Below are 16668 nucleotides of genomic sequence, written 5' to 3' on the forward strand. Positions count from 1 at the left end.
GACTTCCATCTCGAACTCCTCTCACTGTTGCAATGGCTCGACTTCGTCAGGTGCGAAGTACAGATAGCGGCCGTACCACTCGTGCAGATCGGCAGCCGGATCGTCATCGATGACGACACCGACGTGTCGTTCGCCCTCGACGTCCTCGTGGACCGAGGCCACCCGTGCGACGCGGTCGGCGAAGAAGAGGTCCTGAGCGTCGGCACGGCGCGACGGGTGCAACCGCACCCGGCTGCCGCGGCTAACCCGCACCCCGTTGATCAGGACCGCATCGACGGCTGGATCAACGGCGTTGTCGGCCAGGGGATCCCACCAGTCGATACCGTCGGGGAGCTCCGGGATCAGGCTGGGCCATTCGGTCCTACCGTGTGGATCTCGCAGTACACCGTGCAGATTGAGCATCGTCTCAGGCGACATTGAGTCACAGCGGTCGATGATCGCCGCCGCCATCGGGTCAGTGCACCGGGCGAGCGCTTTCTCCTCGTCGGTCATCGTCATGATCCTCAGGGTCAGGATCTCGTCGATCTCGGTCGAGTCGTACATGGCGCCTTCGCTTTGCTCGGCGATCTCGGGATGGTCGTAGAGGATGATCGGTGAGATCAGCATCAGGCCGTGCTCGCCGGGCGGCCCGGCCAGCACCGGGAAACACCGATGCCGCGTGCAGCGTGACACCGCCGCGACAGCGGATTCGTCCGGCTCCAGGAGCGAGACGAACTCCCCGTCGGTGACCTCGGTGAGGAGGTGAGTGCCGATAAACGACAACGCAACGGCATCGTCTTTGTCGACGGCGGGTTGGGCACAATTGCGTACTGCCACCGTCAACCGCACCAGACCGTCGTCGGGTTCCGCAGCAATTGTCAGCTCGCCGCGCAGGTCCCGCCGTGAACGAACGAGCCGGCCGCCTTCGACGCTTTCGATGTCGGTGCCTGCCGGGACGCCAATGGGATGTGTCTGCGGTGTCATCACGTCGGCGGTATCGAACGGGCCGAAGGCGATGTGGTGTTCCACGGCCTCGTCCCAACTCAGCCAGGACCGTGTACCGGCCGTGAATGCACCGACGGGCTCAAAGGTGTCGTCATCGCGGCGACGTTCGGCGGATCGGTGCTGCAGCTGCAGAAACCGGACGAGGATTGTGATCTGAGGGCGGTCCTGCGCACGCACCACAAGCTGCGCCGACATGGAGCTGTCCTCTCCGATTCCGGCGCGCTCGGCGCCGGTCGGGCCCAGCACTCCGAACTGCCAGCGGCACTGGTTCTTGGCTGAGTTGGCTCGGTACGGGTAGAGCAGATAGCCCTCGTAGAGCACAGCGTCGGCGACCGCGAGGGCTCGTTCCCAGCGGCCGCTCATGGCACTTCCTCGCGTGACATCAGCGAGGCGATCGCCTCGTCGTAGGACAACAACGCGCGCTGCGTCTTGTAGGCGGTGAGTTGGTCGAGGGTGTCGCGTCGCAGCCGTAACCAACCGGTGTTCGGGAAGTGTTGCGCCATAAGGTTCTGCCACACCGAGACCGGCAGCTCGAAATGGTCCTCGCGATCCCAGGGCACCTGCTGTACAGCGAAGCCTCGAGTGCCTCGGGTGAAAACGGTTCCGCTGAACAGGAACTGAAGCGGCACCGTCCCGTCGCGAAGCGCGTGCAGATACTTCGAGGCCGCAACTTCGAAGTCGTACGTGCAATCCAGCGCGAGGTCCACCTGGGTGGTGTCGACGAATCCGGGCACCATCGCGGCGCCGTGCTGCCAGAGAAAAGTGCGTTGCGTCGAGCTCCAACGTTCCCGTGGCCCGAAAAGGTCCAGCAGTCCGGCCGCTTCCGGATCGGTGTAGTCGCGCCGCAGCGGTTCGATGCGGACCTGGCAGCGCAGCGCGATAGCGTGTACCGGATCGTGACCGATGGCGGCCACCCCGATGCGAGCGGTCAGGATCGGGGTCACCGCATACGGTTCCGGTGTGATCTCCAAGACGGCGAAGGTGAGTACGGTCGCCGGTGCGGGGTCGGGGCTGGTCATCGCGTCACCACTGAGCTGCGGTCTTCGAGGGTGCCGAAGAATTCGTCGACGTAGTTGCGCACATCCTGGCCGCCGTCGAATCCGCGCCACAACATCCTTAGCCGTCCGACGAACTCGTAACAGGCGTCGATGGGCACCAAATGGCATACCGGCGGCTGGGTTTCGTCGTCAGGTATCAGGACGATCAATGCCTCGGTGTCCTCGGCCAGCAGATCCACCCTCGGCTCGGCGGCCCTGACGGCTTCCCAGGTGCCCAGGTCGAGCTCGGATTCGGTCGCGCCGGCGGGACCGGGATAGAACGCCACCATGCGGTTCAGCGCGGAGTTCAGGAAGAAGAATGCGAGGCCGACCGGAATCTGGAGCGACTCCCATTCACGCCTGCCCAGAGCGAGGTCGGGGAACATCACATAGCGGTCGGGGACGGCGCGGTAACGCAGCCCGGCGTTGCTGTCGGTGAACAGCAGATAACAGCCGCGGCACACGCACATCAGCTGGCGACCATCGACATTCACCACATGCTGGTGTCGGTCGGCGATTGGCTCCGAGCACATTTCACACTGCTCACCGACCGGCTCGGGCATGTCCCGGCTGGCGCGGATACGGGCGATGACGTCCAACGGACCGGTCACGACGCGAACTCCTCGGCGAGCGCCATCGAGGGCACCCCGTCACGCACCAGGACCGGGATCGGCTCGAGGTGCCCGCCACCCGGGTCGGGCGTACCGGCACCCGCGTGGACGACATCGAAATCGGTGCCGCACTGCGGGCAGCGCAGGACCGCCCCGGCCAGCGTCGCCCCCGTGAACGGGTGGGCGCAGTTCGCGCATTGATCGCGGTAGGCAAAGAACTCGTCACCGATCCGACAGGCCACCACGTCGGTACCCGCGACAGCGAAACCGCCGACCTCCCCAGGTGCAAGCTCTGCCAGCGCCGCGACCGGCTGCCAGGACGCGTGCCGGTGTCCGTTGGTTCGTACCCGGGTCAGCAGCGACTGTGCGGGTATCACATTCGGCGTCGAGTCGGTGGGGGCGGTGACCACTTCGATCGAGGAGATTTCCGGTGCGGCGGCCCGGACCGCATCTTCGATCGCCAGCTCCAGGGTCACGGCGGAGGACGGGCAGCTCTTGCAACTACCGGCGAAACTCAGCCGGACCACCGCACCGTCGACCTCGAGCAGGTGGACGTCACCGCCGTGGGAACCGAGGTAGGGCCGCACCCCGTCAAGAGCGTCGGCGATGCGCCGCTCGACCGGATGCGGATGCAATCCATGCACCAACAGCAGGCTGGCGACCAGATCGTCGGCGGCGAACGCCTCCGCCAGGCCGGGATCGGCGGCGGCTGCGGTGCGCAACATCCGGTCCAGACCGGCACCGTAGAGATCGGTGACCTCGCGGACCAGCTGCTCGGCCCGATTGCGCGCGACAGAGCCGCCGGCCGCACTGGCGTCGAGCAGGGTCTGTATCCGTTCGCCCGCCACGCGCCATCGTGTGTCGTCTTCGGGGTAGTCCGGGACTGGCGATGCGGCGGGCGGCATATGTCATTCCCCAGTCGCGGATTGAGTGGGGGAGTGCAGCAGCTCCAATGTCTTCCCGTCGCCCAGGTACATGTGCACGCCGCACGGTAGACAGGGGTCGAAACTGCGCACCGTGCGCATGATGTCGATGCCCTTGAAGTGCTCCCGGTCGTTCTCCTCGAAGATCGGCTGGCCCTGCACCGCATCTTCGTAAGGCCCCGGGGTGCCATAGCTGTCGCGCGGACTGGCGTTCCACGGTGTCGGTGGATACGGGTGGTAGTTGGCGATCTTGCCGTCACGAATGACCATGTGGTGGCTGAGCACGCCGCGCACAGCTTCGGTGAACCCGCAGCCGATGCCCTCGTCGGGCACCTCGAACTTCTCCCAGGTCTTGGTGCGGCCGGCGCGGATCTCGGTGAGAGCCTGCTCGGCGAAGTGCAATGCGCAGGCGGCGGCGTAAGCCTGGAAGTACGTGCGGGCGCGATTGCGTTCGATGGTGTTGCTGCCCTTGTCAGGGATCTTCCACTCGAACTCGACCGGCCCCTTCAGGGCGGTCTTCGGCAGATTGATCTGCACACTGCTGCCGGTCGCCTTGACGTAGCCGATGTCGACGAGGCCTGCCAGAGCGGTGGACCACAGCCGGGCAAGCGGACCGCCACCTGTGTCGAGGGCCAGGTTGTCCTTGCCGTCGTACCAGCGCGGCGACATCACCCAGCTGTACTTGTCTTCCATGTCGCGCTTCTGCGGGTGGGGGTTGGTGTGCTGGTTCCACGGGTGGCGGCGATCGATCGGATTGCCGAGCGGATCGGTCTTGACGAACGTCTCCTGATCGGTCCAGTCATCGTAATACGAACTCCCCAAAAGGATTCGGATGCCAAGGTTGATATCGACCAGAGAATGGGTGATGAGTTTCCCGTCGACCACTACGCCGGGCGTGACGAACATGGCGTCACCCCAACGCTCCATGTCCTCGTAGGCGAAGTTGCACACCTCCGGGTCCTGGAATGAACCCCAGCAGCCCAGCAAGGTGCGCCGCAGGCCCACCTTGTCGTACCCGGGCAGTGCCTCGTAGAAGAAGTCGAACAGGTCGTCGTGCATCGGAACGACCTTCTTCATGAACTCGACGTACCGCATGAGCCGGGTCACGTAGTCGGTCATCAGCTGCACGGTGGCCGTGGTACCGATCCCGCCCGGGTAGAGCGTGGACGGGTGCACGTGCCGGCCTTCCATCAGGCAGAACATCTCACGAGTCCAGCGACTGACCTGGAGCGCCTCACGGTAGAAATCTCCGGTGAACGGGTTGAGCGCGCGCATGATGTCGGCGATGGTGCGGTACCCGTGCGCGTCTGCGTGCGGTGCCTGGGCGTTCTCGGCCTTGGTCAGCACGCTCGGATTGGTCTCGGACACCATCTTCTCGCAGTAGTCCACGCCGACCAGATTCTCCTGGAAGATGTTGTGATCGAACATGTATTCCGCGGCTTCGCCGAGATTGACCAGCCACTCACCGAGATGTGGCGGCTTGACTCCGTAGGCCATGTTCTGGCAGTAGCACGAGCAGGTGGCGTGGTTGTCACCACAGATGCCGCAGATACGGCTGGTGATGAAGTGCGCGTCGCGGGGATCCTTGCCCTTCATGAAGATCGAGTAGCCGCGGAAGATCGATGACGTGCTGTGACACTCGACGACCTCCCGGTTCTCGAAGTCGATCTTGGTGTAGATGCCGAGGCTGCCGACAATGCGGGTGATCGGATCCCACGCCATTTCCACCAGTTGACCCGGCTCGCGTTTGACCTGGGACGGCTCGGGGACGATGGTTGTCATCGAACTTCTTCTTCCGTATGAATCACTGCAGGGCAATCAATTTCGACGACATGGCGTCGGCAGGCATGGTGACCGCCTACGGGTGTCGGACCACCCGTCCGGCTACCAGGTGCGGGCGGCTCCGGTCTCGAGCTTGGTGCCGCGATGGCGCCACTTGGGCTCTTTGTCGACGGTTCGGCCCGTCACACTGCGCAGGTTGCGAATCACCGAGCCGTACAAACCGGATGCCGTCGTCGAGACTTTGCCGCCGGGCGGCTCGTCCATGAACGGCATGAACTTGTCCGGGAATCCCGGCATCGTGCACCCGATGCAGATGCCACCGACGTTGGGACAACCGCCGATCCCATTGATCCAGCCGCGCTTGGGAACGTTGCATTTGACTACCGGTCCCCAACAGCCCAGTTTCACAATGCATTTCGGCGATCCGTACTCAGTGGCGAAATCGCCCTGCTCGTAGTAGCCGGCCCGGTCGCACCCTTCGTGCACCGTGTTGCCGAACAGCCACTTCGGTCGCAGAGCCTCGTCCAATGGGATCATCGGCGCCTGGTCGGTGGCCATGTACAGCAGGTACGTCAGGGTTTCGGACAGGTTGTCGGGCTGGATTGGGCATCCCGGGACACACACGATCGGAATCCCGGCTTTGCTCTTCCAATCCCAGCCGAGATAGTCGGGTACGCCCATGGCGCCGGTCGGATTGCCGGCCATCGCGTGGATTCCGCCGTAGGTGGCGCAGGTACCCACCGCCACCACGGCTGTGGCTTTGGGCGTCAACCGATCGAGCCACTCGCTGGTGGTCATAGGCTGGTTGGTCGCCGGATCATTGCCGAACCCACACCAGTAGCCTTCGCTCTTGAGTTCCTCGTTCGGGATCGATCCTTCGACGACCAGGACGAAAGGATCCAGTTCGCCGCGTTCGGCTTTGAAGAACCAGGCGAGAAAATCGTCGGCACCTCCACTTGGCCCGCATTCGAAATCGATGAGGGGCCAATGGACAGCGATCTTGGGCAGGCCGGGGAGTGCCCCAAGGGCAATTTCCTCGATGCTCGGTTGGGTGGCCGCAGTCAACGCCACCGAATCGCCATCACAACTCAGACCGGCATTGATCCACAGCACGTGGATCAGTACCTCTTCCGCTTTGACTGCTGCCTCGGTTGGCATACGTCACAGCTTTCCGGGGCCCGGGCTGAGAGCCCCAACGTCTCGTGTTCAGACGCGTGCGCCGGCCTATTTCCAGCGCTGGTTTTCGGTTTACTCCCGGGTGTTATGTCTTGTCAACGAGAAAGGAGGAGTTCGCTATATTGCCGACCTCCGTGCGGATCCAGTCAAACCATGCTTCGACGCCATCTCCCCGCGTCGCGGAGACGGGCAATACTCGGGCATCGGGGTTCACCGACCGCACGTTGGCCAGAAATGTTTCAAGATCAAAGGTCACATAGGGAACAAGATCGACCTTGTTGACCACGACCAGCCCTGCCGCAGCAAACATGTGTGGGTACTTCAGGGGTTTGTCCTGGCCCTCGGTCACCGATATCACGACGACTTTGCTGTGCTCGCCGAGGTCGAAGAGCGCGGGGCACACGAGATTGCCCACGTTTTCGATCAGTAGCAGCGACTCCGCCTCGGGATCCAGCGCGTGAAGTGCGCGATGGATCATGTCGGCGTCGAGGTGGCAGCCCGCACCGGTGTTGATCTGGACCGCGCGTGCTCCCGCCGCCCGTATTCGCTCGGCGTCGAGCATGGTTTCCTGGTCGCCCTCGATGACGGCGACCGGGCGAATGCTGCCGAGCTCTCGGATGGTGCGTTCGAGCAGCGTCGTCTTCCCCGCGCCGGGTGAACTGGTCACGTTGAGGGCCAGGATGGCCCGCTCCGCCAGCCACGTGCGGTTGTGCTCAGCGATGAGGTCGTTCTTCGCCAGCACCTTCTGCTCCAGGGGGATGGTCTCGGTATGCACGGTTTCGGTATGCACATGGGGGTGGTCGTGGGGGTGGGCATGATCGTGCGGGTGGTCGTGCTGCCCGACGCCGGCCAGGGTGATCACCGCTGAGTCTTTGCCGCATCCGCATGTTGCGCACATATCAGCTCACTTCCATCGACAAAATCTTCAGTTCCCGCCCTGCGAGCACCTCGACGTCGGCACTCCCGCAGGGGCACAACAGGATCAGGTCGTGCAGCTCGAACTCATCGGCGCAGGTGCGGCAACGGGCGATACCGGGATGCACGTTGAGCTCGAGCTGCGCACCGGCGGCCGCGGTGCCTTCGGTCGCCAATTCGAAGCAGAACTGCATCGAGTCGGGTACCACGGCGCAAAGTGCGCCGATCTCCAGCTTCACGCTGTGCACACGCCGACCTGCGGCGTGCTCGCACACCGCGTCGACAACACTCTGGGTGATCGCCATTTCGTGCATCTCTGCCCCGTTTTCCGGGCTGGATGATCCCACGATAGGCCCGTCTCGCCGCGGGCACGGCGTGTCCACTTGAATCGAACAGATGTTCGTCTACTCTGGGCGGTGTTCGACCGACTTGTCGGTGGTCTGTTCTAGCGTCACGGCCAACCGATCGGAACACCGGTCAACACGACTACTCGGAGAGGCACCATCATGGCGCAACAGGCCCCTGATCGCGAAAAAGCGCTCGAACTGGCGATGGCCCAGATCGACAAGAACTTCGGTAAAGGCTCGGTGATGCGCCTCGGCGAGGAGGTGCGCCAGCCCATTTCGGTGATCCCCACCGGTTCGATCTCCCTGGACGTGGCCCTCGGCATCGGCGGTCTGCCGCGTGGCCGCGTGGTCGAGATCTACGGCCCGGAATCCTCGGGTAAGACGACGGTGGCCCTGCACGCGGTGGCCAACGCCCAGGCCGCCGGCGGTATCGCGGCGTTCATCGACGCCGAGCACGCCTTGGATCCCGATTACGCCAAGAAGCTCGGTGTGGACACCGATTCACTGCTGGTGAGCCAGCCCGACACCGGTGAGCAGGCGCTGGAGATCGCCGACATGCTGGTGCGCTCGGGCGCCCTGGACATCCTCGTGATCGACTCGGTGGCGGCCCTGGTGCCCCGCGCCGAGATCGAGGGCGAGATGGGTGACAGTCACGTCGGTCTGCAGGCCCGCCTGATGAGCCAGGCGCTGCGCAAGATGACCGGTGCGCTGAACAACTCGGGCACCACCGCGATCTTCATCAACCAGCTTCGTGAGAAGATCGGCGTGATGTTCGGCTCGCCCGAAACCACCACGGGCGGTAAGGCTTTGAAGTTCTACGCCTCGGTCCGTCTGGACGTGCGCCGCATCGAGACGCTCAAGGACGGTACCGACGCGGTCGGTAACCGGACCCGCGTCAAGGTCGTCAAGAACAAGGTCTCGCCGCCGTTCAAGCAGGCTGAGTTCGACATCCTGTACGGCCACGGCATCAGCCGCGAAGGCTCGCTCATCGACATGGGTGTCGAGCACGGCTTCATCCGCAAGTCCGGGTCCTGGTTCACCTATGAGGGCGAGCAGCTGGGTCAGGGCAAGGAGAATGCCCGCAAGTTCCTGCTGGAGAACGGCGAAGTCGCCAACGAGATCGAGAAGAAGATCAAGGAAAAGCTCGGTATCGGTGCTGTGGTGACCGCCGAGGCGAAGGCTGATGACGTCCTTCCCGCCCCGGTTGACTTCTGAGTCGTCGGGTAAGCCCGAGGGGGAGCAGGCTCAGGATCCTCGTAAACGCGAGGAGCAGGCAAAGAACGTCTGCCTGCGCTTGCTCACCGTGCGGGCACGCACCCGCGCCGAGTTGATCGAGCAGCTCACCAAACGGGGCTACGAAGAAGACCTCAGCGCCAAGGTGCTCAACAGGCTGACCGAGGTCGGGCTGATCGATGACGAGGACTTCGCCGAGCAGTGGGTGCGGTCCCGGCACGCCAACTCAGGAAAAGGCAAGCGCGCCTTGGCCGTCGAGCTTCGCAAGAAGGGCGTGGACAAGGAGGTCATCGACGCCGCGCTGGCTGACCTGGATCCGGCGGCCGAACGGCAACGGGCTGAGCAGTTGGTTCGGGACAAGCTGCGTCGCGAGCGGCTCAATGACGATGACGGCGACGTGAAGGTGACGCGTCGGCTCGTCGGCATGTTGGCGCGACGCGGCTACAACCAGTCGATGGCCTTCGATGTCGTCAGTGTCGAGCTCGCCGGCGAGCGGGAGCGCCGCCGGGTATAGCGGCCGCATTGTGCCGCTGTACCCGCATCAGTCCCGCTGGGTGTGCAGCACCTGCGCGCCCGGGGCGCCTTCCTGCTCGACGGCCTCGGCCTCCATGGGCGCAGGGCCGCGATTCGATCGGCGCAGTCGCCGTTCCAGCCAGGTGGCGAACCAGGACAGCGTGAAGTTCACCGTGATCATCAAGACGGCGATCACGATCAGCGCGGGAAGGTAGTTCCCGTATGCCGATCCGATGACGGTGCCCTGGCGGACCATCTCCACGAAGGTGATCTGGTAGCCGATCGCGGTGTCCTTGAGCACCACCACCAGCTGAGACACCAGTACCGGCAGCATGGCGGTGATCGCCTGCGGTAGCAGGATCAACCGCATCGTCTGTCCCCAGGACATGCCGAGTGACGCGGCGGCCTCCCGCTGTCCGCGGGGCAGGGTGTTGATTCCGGCCCGCACGATCTCGGCGATCACGGCACCGTTGTAGAGCGTCAGCCCCGTGATCACACCGGCCAGCGCCAGCTGCTTGGACGGGAACACGTCGTACATCGCGTAGAGGAAATACGCGAAGATCATCATGATCAGCACCGGGACCGCGCGGAAGAACTCCACGATCACCGCACAGACCCAACGGATCGGTGGAATCGGTGTCAACCGGCCCACCCCGAGCAGTACCCCCAGGATCCCCGCCAACACGATGGACACCGCCGCCGCGGTCAGCGTGCCCTGAACCCCGGGCAGGACGTAGGTCCGCCACAGATCGGCCGTCAGGAACGGTTCCCATTTCTGGCTGGTGAGCTGTCCCTTGGCCGACATTCGCGAGATCACGATGCCGAGCACGACTGCAGCGACGACCACGGTCAGCAGGGTGAGAACACCATTGCGGATTCGCGCCCGCGGGCCAGGTGTGTCGAAGAGAACCGATGCGCTGCTCACTGTGTCTGTCCGTTCTTCGCGCAAGCGCTCATCGCGTGTGTCCGTTCTTCGCGCAAGCGCTCATCACCGTGCCACCGCCAGTCGCTTACCCAACCACCCGAACACCAGCCCCAGCGGCAGGGTCAGGATCACGAACCCGGTCGCGAAGATGGCGCCGACGATCAGCAGCGCGGCAGTGCTCTCGATCATTTCCTTCATCAACAGTGCGGCCTCGGCCACCCCGATCGCCGAGGCGATGGTGGTGTTCTTCGCCAGTGCGATCAGCACCGATCCCAGCGGGATGATCACCGCCCGAAATGCCTGGGGCAGCAGGATGATTCGCAGGTTCTGCCCGAAACTCAGGCCCAATGAGCGCGCAGCCTCGGCCTGGCCGAGCGGCACCGTGTTGACCCCGGAGCGCACCGTCTCACACACGAATGACGCGGTGTAGACGGTCAGCCCGAGCACGGCCAGACGAAAATTACTGTCCGCGATCGATGTCGGCGATTGCGGGTCGACGAGCGTGATACCCAGCGTCTGGCCCACGCCGAATGAGCAGAACAGGATGATCAGCGTCAACGGTGTGTTGCGCACGATGTTGACGTATGCGGTGCCGAGCCAGTTCATCACCGGCGTCGGCGCCAGCCGCATCGCGGCCAGCACTGTGCCCAGGATCAGCGCACCGATCGCGGAGTACGCCGTCAGCTGGATCGTGGTCCAGAATGCCGCGAATATCTGATCGCGGTGTGCGTCGAAAATCTCCACGGTCGGAGCGCTGTCTCCGGATCAGCCGCGGTCGACAGCGGGCGGCGCCGGCGTCTGGATCCCGGCCGGTCCGAGATTGCGCTCGAACGCTTCCTTCCAGGCGCCGCTGGACTCCATCTTCTCGATCGCGTCGTTGATCTTCTTGCGCAGTTCGGTGTCGCCCTTCTTCAGGCCGATGCCGTAACGCTCCTCGGAGAACGTGTCACCGACGATCTTGAAGGTGCCCGGGTTCTGCGCGGCGAAGCCGGCCAGGATCACCTCGTCGGTGGTCACCGCGTCGATGATGCCGTTCTTGAGCGCGTCGACGCATGCCGAATAGGTGTCGAACTGCTGCAGCTGCACCTTCGGGTATGTGTTCTTGATGTTCTGCGCCGGGGTTGAACCCGATACTGAGCACAGCTTCTTGTTGTTCTCCAGCGAGGCTGCCCCGGTGATGTCGGTGTTGTCGGCGCGGACCAGCAGGCTCTGCCCGGTCAGCAGGTACGGGCCGGCGAAGTCGACCTTCTCCTTGCGCGCATCGGTGATCGAGTAGGTCCCGACGATGTATTCGACCTGACCGTTCTGGATCAGCGTCTCGCGCTGTGGCGAGGGGGCTTCCTTCCACTCGATCTTGTCCTCGGGGTAGCCGAGTTCCTTGGCCACGTACTTGGCCACGTCGACGTCGAACCCGGACATGGTGCCGTCAGGCTTCTTCTGCCCGAGCCCGGGCTGGTCGTACTTGGTGCCGATGACGATCTTGCTGGAGTCGCCACCGCCACCACATGCGGTCGCGGCGAAGGGGAGGGCGATCGCGAGAGCGAGGGTACCGACCAACTTGAACGGCACGGAGGGCATGTTCGGGTTCCTTTCGGCGGAGCGTCAGTGATGAAGGATCTTGCCGAGAAAATCTTTGGCACGGTCGGATTTAGGGTTGTCGAAGAACTCGGCGGGTGGTGCGTCCTCGACGATGGCGCCGTCGGCCATGAAGACCACGCGGTCAGACGCGCGGCGGGCGAAGCCCATCTCGTGGGTGACCACCACCATCGTCATGCCCTCGCCGGCCAGCGAGGTCATCACGGCCAGGACCTCGTTGATCATCTCGGGATCCAGTGCGCTGGTGGGCTCGTCGAACAGCATGACCTTCGGGTTCATCGCCAACGAGCGCGCGATGGCGACGCGTTGCTGCTGACCGCCCGATAGCTGAGCCGGATACTTGTCGGCCTGGTTGGCCACCCCGACGCGGTCCAGTAGCGCCATCGCGCTCTCGCGGGCCTGCGCCTTGGACTTCCTGCGCACCTTCACCGGGGCGAGCGTGACGTTCTCCAGAATTGTCTTGTGCGCGAACAGGTTGAAGGACTGGAACACCATGCCGACGTCGGAACGCAGTTGGGCCAGTTTTCGGCCCTCGGCCGGCAGCGCCTGACCGTCGATCGCGATGCGGCCGGAGTCGACGGTCTCCAGCCGGTTGATGGCGCGGCACAACGTGGACTTGCCAGAACCCGACGGGCCGAGCACCACCACCACCTGGCCGCGGCCCACATCGAGGTTGATGTCGTTGAGTACGTGCAGGGATCCGAAGTGTTTGTTGACTCCGGACAGTGAGATCATCGGCACATCCAGTGGCGCTGCATCGTCGACCTGCGGCTGCTCGCCGGGGCTACCCATGGCAGGTGACCTTACCCAGGGAACGCCCTGCCTGCCCGGATCTCGTGAATCCGCCGCGTTAACGTTTCCGGCGGCTCCGTACCATTGAGGCCGTGACGACGATGGTGAACCGCGACGCGACGCGCGACGAGTCGACGGCACAGCGCGGCTCCGAACGCACCTATCAGGTCCGCACCTACGGCTGCCAGATGAACGTGCATGACTCCGAGCGGCTGTCGGGCCTGCTGGAGGACGCCGGATACCGGCGGGCCCCCGACGGCACCGACGCCGACATCGTGGTGTTCAACACGTGTGCGGTGCGCGAGAACGCCGACAACAAGCTCTACGGCAATCTCAGCCACCTGGCCCCGCGCAGACAGGCCGATCCGAACATGCAGATCGCCGTCGGCGGGTGCCTGGCCCAGAAGGACCGCGATTCGGTCCTGCGCCGTGCCCCGTGGGTCGACGTGGTCTTCGGCACCCACAACATCGGGTCGCTGCCGACGCTGCTGGAGCGGGCCCGCCACAACCGCGTCGCCCAGGTCGAGATCGTCGAAGCCCTCCAGGAGTTTCCGTCCACCCTGCCCGCGACGCGGGAGTCCGCCTATGCGGCATGGGTGTCGATCTCGGTGGGTTGCAACAACACCTGCACGTTCTGCATCGTGCCGTCACTGCGGGGCAAGGAGGTCGACCGCCGCCCCGGGGACATCCTGGCCGAGGTACAGACCCTGGCCTCCCAAGGCGTGCTCGAGGTCACCCTGCTGGGCCAGAACGTCAACGCCTACGGTGTGTCGTTTGCTGCGGACGAGCGCTTGCGCGAGGACCCGTTGAACTGGTCCGAGGCGCCCCGTGACCGCAGTGCGTTCGCCAAGCTGCTGCGCGCCTGCGGCGAGGTGGAAGGGCTGGAGCGCGTGCGGTTCACCTCACCGCACCCGGCCGAGTTCACCGACGACGTGATCGAGGCGATGGCACAGACCCCCAACGTCTGCCCGACACTGCACATGCCGCTGCAGTCGGGGTCGGACCGCATCCTCAAGGCGATGCGCCGCTCGTACCGGGCCGAGCGCTACCTCGGCATCATCGACAAGGTCCGCGCCGCGATCCCGCACGCCGCGATCACCACCGACCTCATCGTCGGCTTCCCGGGCGAGACCGAGGAAGACTTCCAGGCCACTCTCGACGTCGTCGAGCGGTCGCGTTTCGCCACCGCGTTCACCTTCCAGTACTCCATCCGGCCCGGTACCCCGGCCGCCGAGATGCCCGATCAGTTGCCGAAAGCGGTTGTCACCGAACGCTATCAACGGCTGATCGAGCTACAGGAGCGAATTTCCCTGGAGGAGAACCAGGCTCAGATCGGCCGGGCGGTGGAACTGCTGGTCGCCACGGGCGAGGGCCGCAAGGACGCCAGCACCGCCCGCATGTCGGGCCGGGCCCGCGACGGCAGGCTGGTGCACTTCGCCCCAGGGGACAACGACATCCGGCCCGGCGACATCGTCACCACGACCGTGACCGGCGCCGCGCCGCACCATCTGATCGCCGACGCCCCGTTGGCCACCCATCGGCGCACCCGCGCCGGCGACGCCCATGAGGCGGGGCAGCGCCCGCGTACCGGCGTCGGTCTCGGGTTGCCGCGGATCGGTGCGCCGGAAACCCTGCCGTCATCAGGAGGATGTGGCTGTTGAGCAACGAAAGCGATTTCGACCGGTTCAAGGACGACCTGGCCGCCGTCGAACGCAAGGTCACCCGCGAGTTCGACACGGGTCCGCGGGCGATGGTCGTGGCCATCCTGGTGTTCGTGGTGCTGCTGTCGTTCGTGCTGCCGCACACAGGTGACACCAAGGGGTTCGACGTCCTGGTCGGTGACGCCACTGCCCTCAACGACGGCATCTCACTGCCGTCGCGGGTGTTCACCTGGTTGGCGCTGGTCTTCTCGGTCGGGTTCTCGACCCTGGCGCTGATCACCCGCCGCTGGGCGCTGGCCTGGACGGCCCTGGCCGGTTCGGCGGTGGCAAGTGCGCTCGGGATGCTTGCGGTGTGGTCGCGTCAGACCGCTGCGGGTCATCCCGGTCCGGGAATCGGGCTGATCATCGGGTGGCTGGCCGTGATCGTGCTGACCTTCCACTGGGCCCGCGTGGTGTGGTCGCGCACCGCACTGCAGTTGGCGGCCGAGGAGGACCGGCGCCGCGAAGCCGCGCAACATCAGCACCGCAGCGTGCTCGGCATCCCCATGCCCGGCGACACCCAGAGCGACGCCACGAAGCCCGACGTCACGAAGCCCGACGTCACGAAGCCCGACACCGCCGGCGAGAAGCCGGACCAGCCGGATCAGACCTAGCTGCGCCCGCCCGACCCGCAGGTTCTACTTGCGCTCTCCGAGGGTGGCGGCCGCGGCGTCGGCCCACTGACGCCACTGTTCGGCACTCGCCCTGGCCTCGGCTGCGTCCTTGGCACGGCCGGCGGCCTCGGCCTTCTCGGCCTGCTTCTCGAACTGCTCGGCACGTGAGCGGAACTGGTCGGCACGAGCCTGGGCCTCGGGATCGACACCGCCCGCCGGGGCGTCGCGGATCTTCTTCTCCACGGTGCGCAGGCGTCGCTCCAGATCGGCGGCGCGCTCGCGGGGAACCTTGCCGATCGCGTCCCACTTGTCGCCGATCGTGCGCAATGCCGCGCGGGCCGCATCCAGATCGGTCGTGTCGATCTTCTCGGCCTCGGCCAGCAGCGCTTCCTTGGCGGTGGCATTCGCCTTGAACTCGGCGTCACGCTCGGCGTTGGCGGCGTTTCGGGCGCCGAAGAACGTGTCCTGAGCGGCCTTGAACCGGTGCCACAGCGCGTCGTCGACGTCCTTGGAGGCGCGCCCGGCGGCCTTCCACTCGGTCAGCAGATCGCGGAAGGCCGCACCGGTGGCGCCCCAGTCGGTCGAGCCGGACAGTTGCTCGGCCTGATCGCACAGCGCCTCTTTGAGCTGACGGGCGCCCACGCGGCCGCGGTCCAGTTCGGCGAAGTGTGAGCCGCGACGGCGGTTGAATGTCTCACGGGCCGACGAGTAGCGCTTCCACAGGGCATCGTCGAGCTTGCGGTCCAGCCCGGTGATGGTGCGCCACTCATCGAGGATCTCGCGGAGACGGTCACCGGCAGACTTCCACTGGGTGGCGTTGGCCGCCAGATCCTCGGCCTCGGCGGCGAGTGCTTCCTTGCGTGCGGTTTGGGCTGCGCGATGCTCGTCACGCTGGGCCCGCTCGGTGGCCGCAGCGGCGTCGGCGTGCTCCAGGATCGCTGCCAGGCGTGCGCTCAATGAATCAACGTCGCCCAGAACCGCTGCGGTGGGCAGACTTTCGGCCAGCGCAGCAGCCGCCGACTTGATCTTGCGGGCATCGCCGGTGCCGGAGGACAACCGGTGTTCCAGCAGGGCGACCTCGGTGTGCAGATCATCGAAGCGCCGACCGAAGTGCGCGTATGCCGATTCGGTGTCGCCGGCCTGCCACGAGCCGATGACACGTTCCCCGGAGCCGTTGATCAACCACACCGTGCCGTCGGAGTCCACTCGCCCGAATTCGTGTGGATCGCCGGTCGGCGCCACCGCCACCACCGGGGCGACCCGGCTGGGGCCGGGAACGGGGCGGGGTGGTCCGGGCCGGGGAGTGGGCCTCGGTGTGGGCCCGGAGGTCGGCTGGGGGGTGGCTCCGCCTGGCTCACTGGTTGTCATATCCGCTCCTCGTACTCCGCACGGTTGCCCGCGCATCTGCCGCGCGACGCGGCGCCTGATGCTGTCGCTTTGTCCGCTATTGAAGCAGGTCGTGCTGTGCCGTGCCCACGGCTTTAGGCGCAATGCCCTGACAAACTCGAATGGGCGGTGCC

At 65.3% G+C, this 16668-nt stretch carries 17 protein-coding genes; 4 read left to right on the forward strand and 13 right to left on the reverse strand.

The features are described from left to right. Positions 1-21 precede the first annotated feature (21 nt). The 8 genes from AB0I14_RS06030 to AB0I14_RS06065 form a co-directional block, all read right to left on the reverse strand. Positions 22-1347 carry a hypothetical protein gene (locus AB0I14_RS06030; RefSeq protein WP_358017399.1) on the reverse strand — a complete coding sequence of 442 codons (1326 nt, stop codon included), beginning with the start codon at positions 1345-1347 and terminating at the stop codon, positions 22-24. Then, the gene (locus AB0I14_RS06035; RefSeq protein WP_358017401.1) at positions 1344-2003 is read right to left on the reverse strand and encodes a DUF6084 family protein; all 660 of its coding nucleotides are present in this window, start codon (positions 2001-2003) and stop codon (positions 1344-1346) included. Before AB0I14_RS06035 ends, AB0I14_RS06030 begins: the two co-directional genes overlap by 4 nt. Next, positions 2000-2632: a DUF5947 family protein gene (locus AB0I14_RS06040; protein WP_358017404.1), complete on the reverse strand. Its 633-nt coding sequence runs from the start codon at positions 2630-2632 to the stop codon at positions 2000-2002. Before AB0I14_RS06040 ends, AB0I14_RS06035 begins: the two co-directional genes overlap by 4 nt. Continuing rightward, positions 2629-3537, reverse strand: a complete 909-nt coding sequence (locus AB0I14_RS06045) for a NifU family protein (protein WP_358017407.1) — start codon at positions 3535-3537, stop codon at positions 2629-2631. Before AB0I14_RS06045 ends, AB0I14_RS06040 begins: the two co-directional genes overlap by 4 nt. Positions 3538-3540: 3 nt before the next feature. After that, complete coding sequence (locus AB0I14_RS06050) at positions 3541-5337, reverse strand: nickel-dependent hydrogenase large subunit (protein ID WP_358017410.1); 1797 nt, start codon at positions 5335-5337, stop codon at positions 3541-3543. 102 nt (positions 5338-5439) lie between these two features. Beyond that, positions 5440-6495 carry a hydrogenase expression protein HypE gene (locus AB0I14_RS06055; protein ID WP_358017414.1) on the reverse strand — a complete coding sequence of 352 codons (1056 nt, stop codon included), beginning with the start codon at positions 6493-6495 and terminating at the stop codon, positions 5440-5442. Between the two features lie 103 nt (positions 6496-6598). Continuing rightward, positions 6599-7411 carry a hydrogenase nickel incorporation protein HypB gene (hypB, locus tag AB0I14_RS06060; protein ID WP_358017417.1) on the reverse strand — a complete coding sequence of 271 codons (813 nt, stop codon included), beginning with the start codon at positions 7409-7411 and terminating at the stop codon, positions 6599-6601. A gap of 1 nt (position 7412) precedes the next feature. Beyond that, the gene (locus AB0I14_RS06065) at positions 7413-7742 is read right to left on the reverse strand and encodes a hydrogenase maturation nickel metallochaperone HypA (RefSeq protein ID WP_358017420.1); all 330 of its coding nucleotides are present in this window, start codon (positions 7740-7742) and stop codon (positions 7413-7415) included. Between the two features lie 192 nt (positions 7743-7934). On the opposite strand from AB0I14_RS06065, the gene recA reads away from it, so the two are divergent. Both recA and recX read left to right on the forward strand, forming a co-directional pair. Then, positions 7935-8990, forward strand: a complete 1056-nt coding sequence (gene recA, locus AB0I14_RS06070; protein WP_358017423.1) for a recombinase RecA — start codon at positions 7935-7937, stop codon at positions 8988-8990. After that, complete coding sequence (recX, locus tag AB0I14_RS06075) at positions 8959-9522, forward strand: recombination regulator RecX (RefSeq protein WP_358017426.1); 564 nt, start codon at positions 8959-8961, stop codon at positions 9520-9522. The genes recA and recX overlap by 32 nt, the downstream gene beginning before the upstream one ends. Before the next feature lie 27 nt (positions 9523-9549). Here recX and AB0I14_RS06080 read toward each other — a convergent pair whose 3' ends face one another. The 4 genes from AB0I14_RS06080 to AB0I14_RS06095 all read right to left on the reverse strand — a co-directional run bounded on the left by AB0I14_RS06080 (position 9550) and on the right by AB0I14_RS06095 (position 12777). Continuing rightward, positions 9550-10446 (reverse strand): amino acid ABC transporter permease, encoded by an 897-nt coding sequence (locus tag AB0I14_RS06080; protein WP_358017429.1) that lies wholly within the window; start codon positions 10444-10446, stop codon positions 9550-9552. A gap of 63 nt (positions 10447-10509) precedes the next feature. Further along, entirely contained in the window at positions 10510-11190 is a 681-nt protein-coding gene (locus tag AB0I14_RS06085; RefSeq protein WP_358017432.1) for an amino acid ABC transporter permease, read from the reverse strand. A gap of 21 nt (positions 11191-11211) precedes the next feature. Continuing rightward, entirely contained in the window at positions 11212-12024 is an 813-nt protein-coding gene (locus tag AB0I14_RS06090) for a glutamate ABC transporter substrate-binding protein (protein ID WP_358017435.1), read from the reverse strand. 24 nt (positions 12025-12048) lie between these two features. Further along, the gene (locus tag AB0I14_RS06095; protein WP_358018978.1) at positions 12049-12777 is read right to left on the reverse strand and encodes an amino acid ABC transporter ATP-binding protein; all 729 of its coding nucleotides are present in this window, start codon (positions 12775-12777) and stop codon (positions 12049-12051) included. 158 nt (positions 12778-12935) lie between these two features. Here AB0I14_RS06095 and miaB point away from each other — a divergent pair, with 158 nt between their 5' ends. Continuing rightward, entirely contained in the window at positions 12936-14495 is a 1560-nt protein-coding gene (miaB, locus tag AB0I14_RS06100) for a tRNA (N6-isopentenyl adenosine(37)-C2)-methylthiotransferase MiaB (protein ID WP_358018981.1), read from the forward strand. Further along, positions 14483-15148, forward strand: a complete 666-nt coding sequence (locus AB0I14_RS06105) for a hypothetical protein (RefSeq protein WP_358017438.1) — start codon at positions 14483-14485, stop codon at positions 15146-15148. The genes miaB and AB0I14_RS06105 overlap by 13 nt, the downstream gene beginning before the upstream one ends. Before the next feature lie 24 nt (positions 15149-15172). Here the strand turns inward: AB0I14_RS06105 and AB0I14_RS06110 are convergent, their stop codons facing one another. After that, positions 15173-16516: a DUF349 domain-containing protein gene (locus AB0I14_RS06110; protein WP_358017441.1), complete on the reverse strand. Its 1344-nt coding sequence runs from the start codon at positions 16514-16516 to the stop codon at positions 15173-15175. Positions 16517-16668 lie beyond the last annotated feature (152 nt).

It is taken from the genome of Mycobacterium sp. NPDC050441 (assembly GCF_040655355.1).
GTDB lineage: Bacteria > Actinomycetota > Actinomycetes > Mycobacteriales > Mycobacteriaceae > Mycobacterium.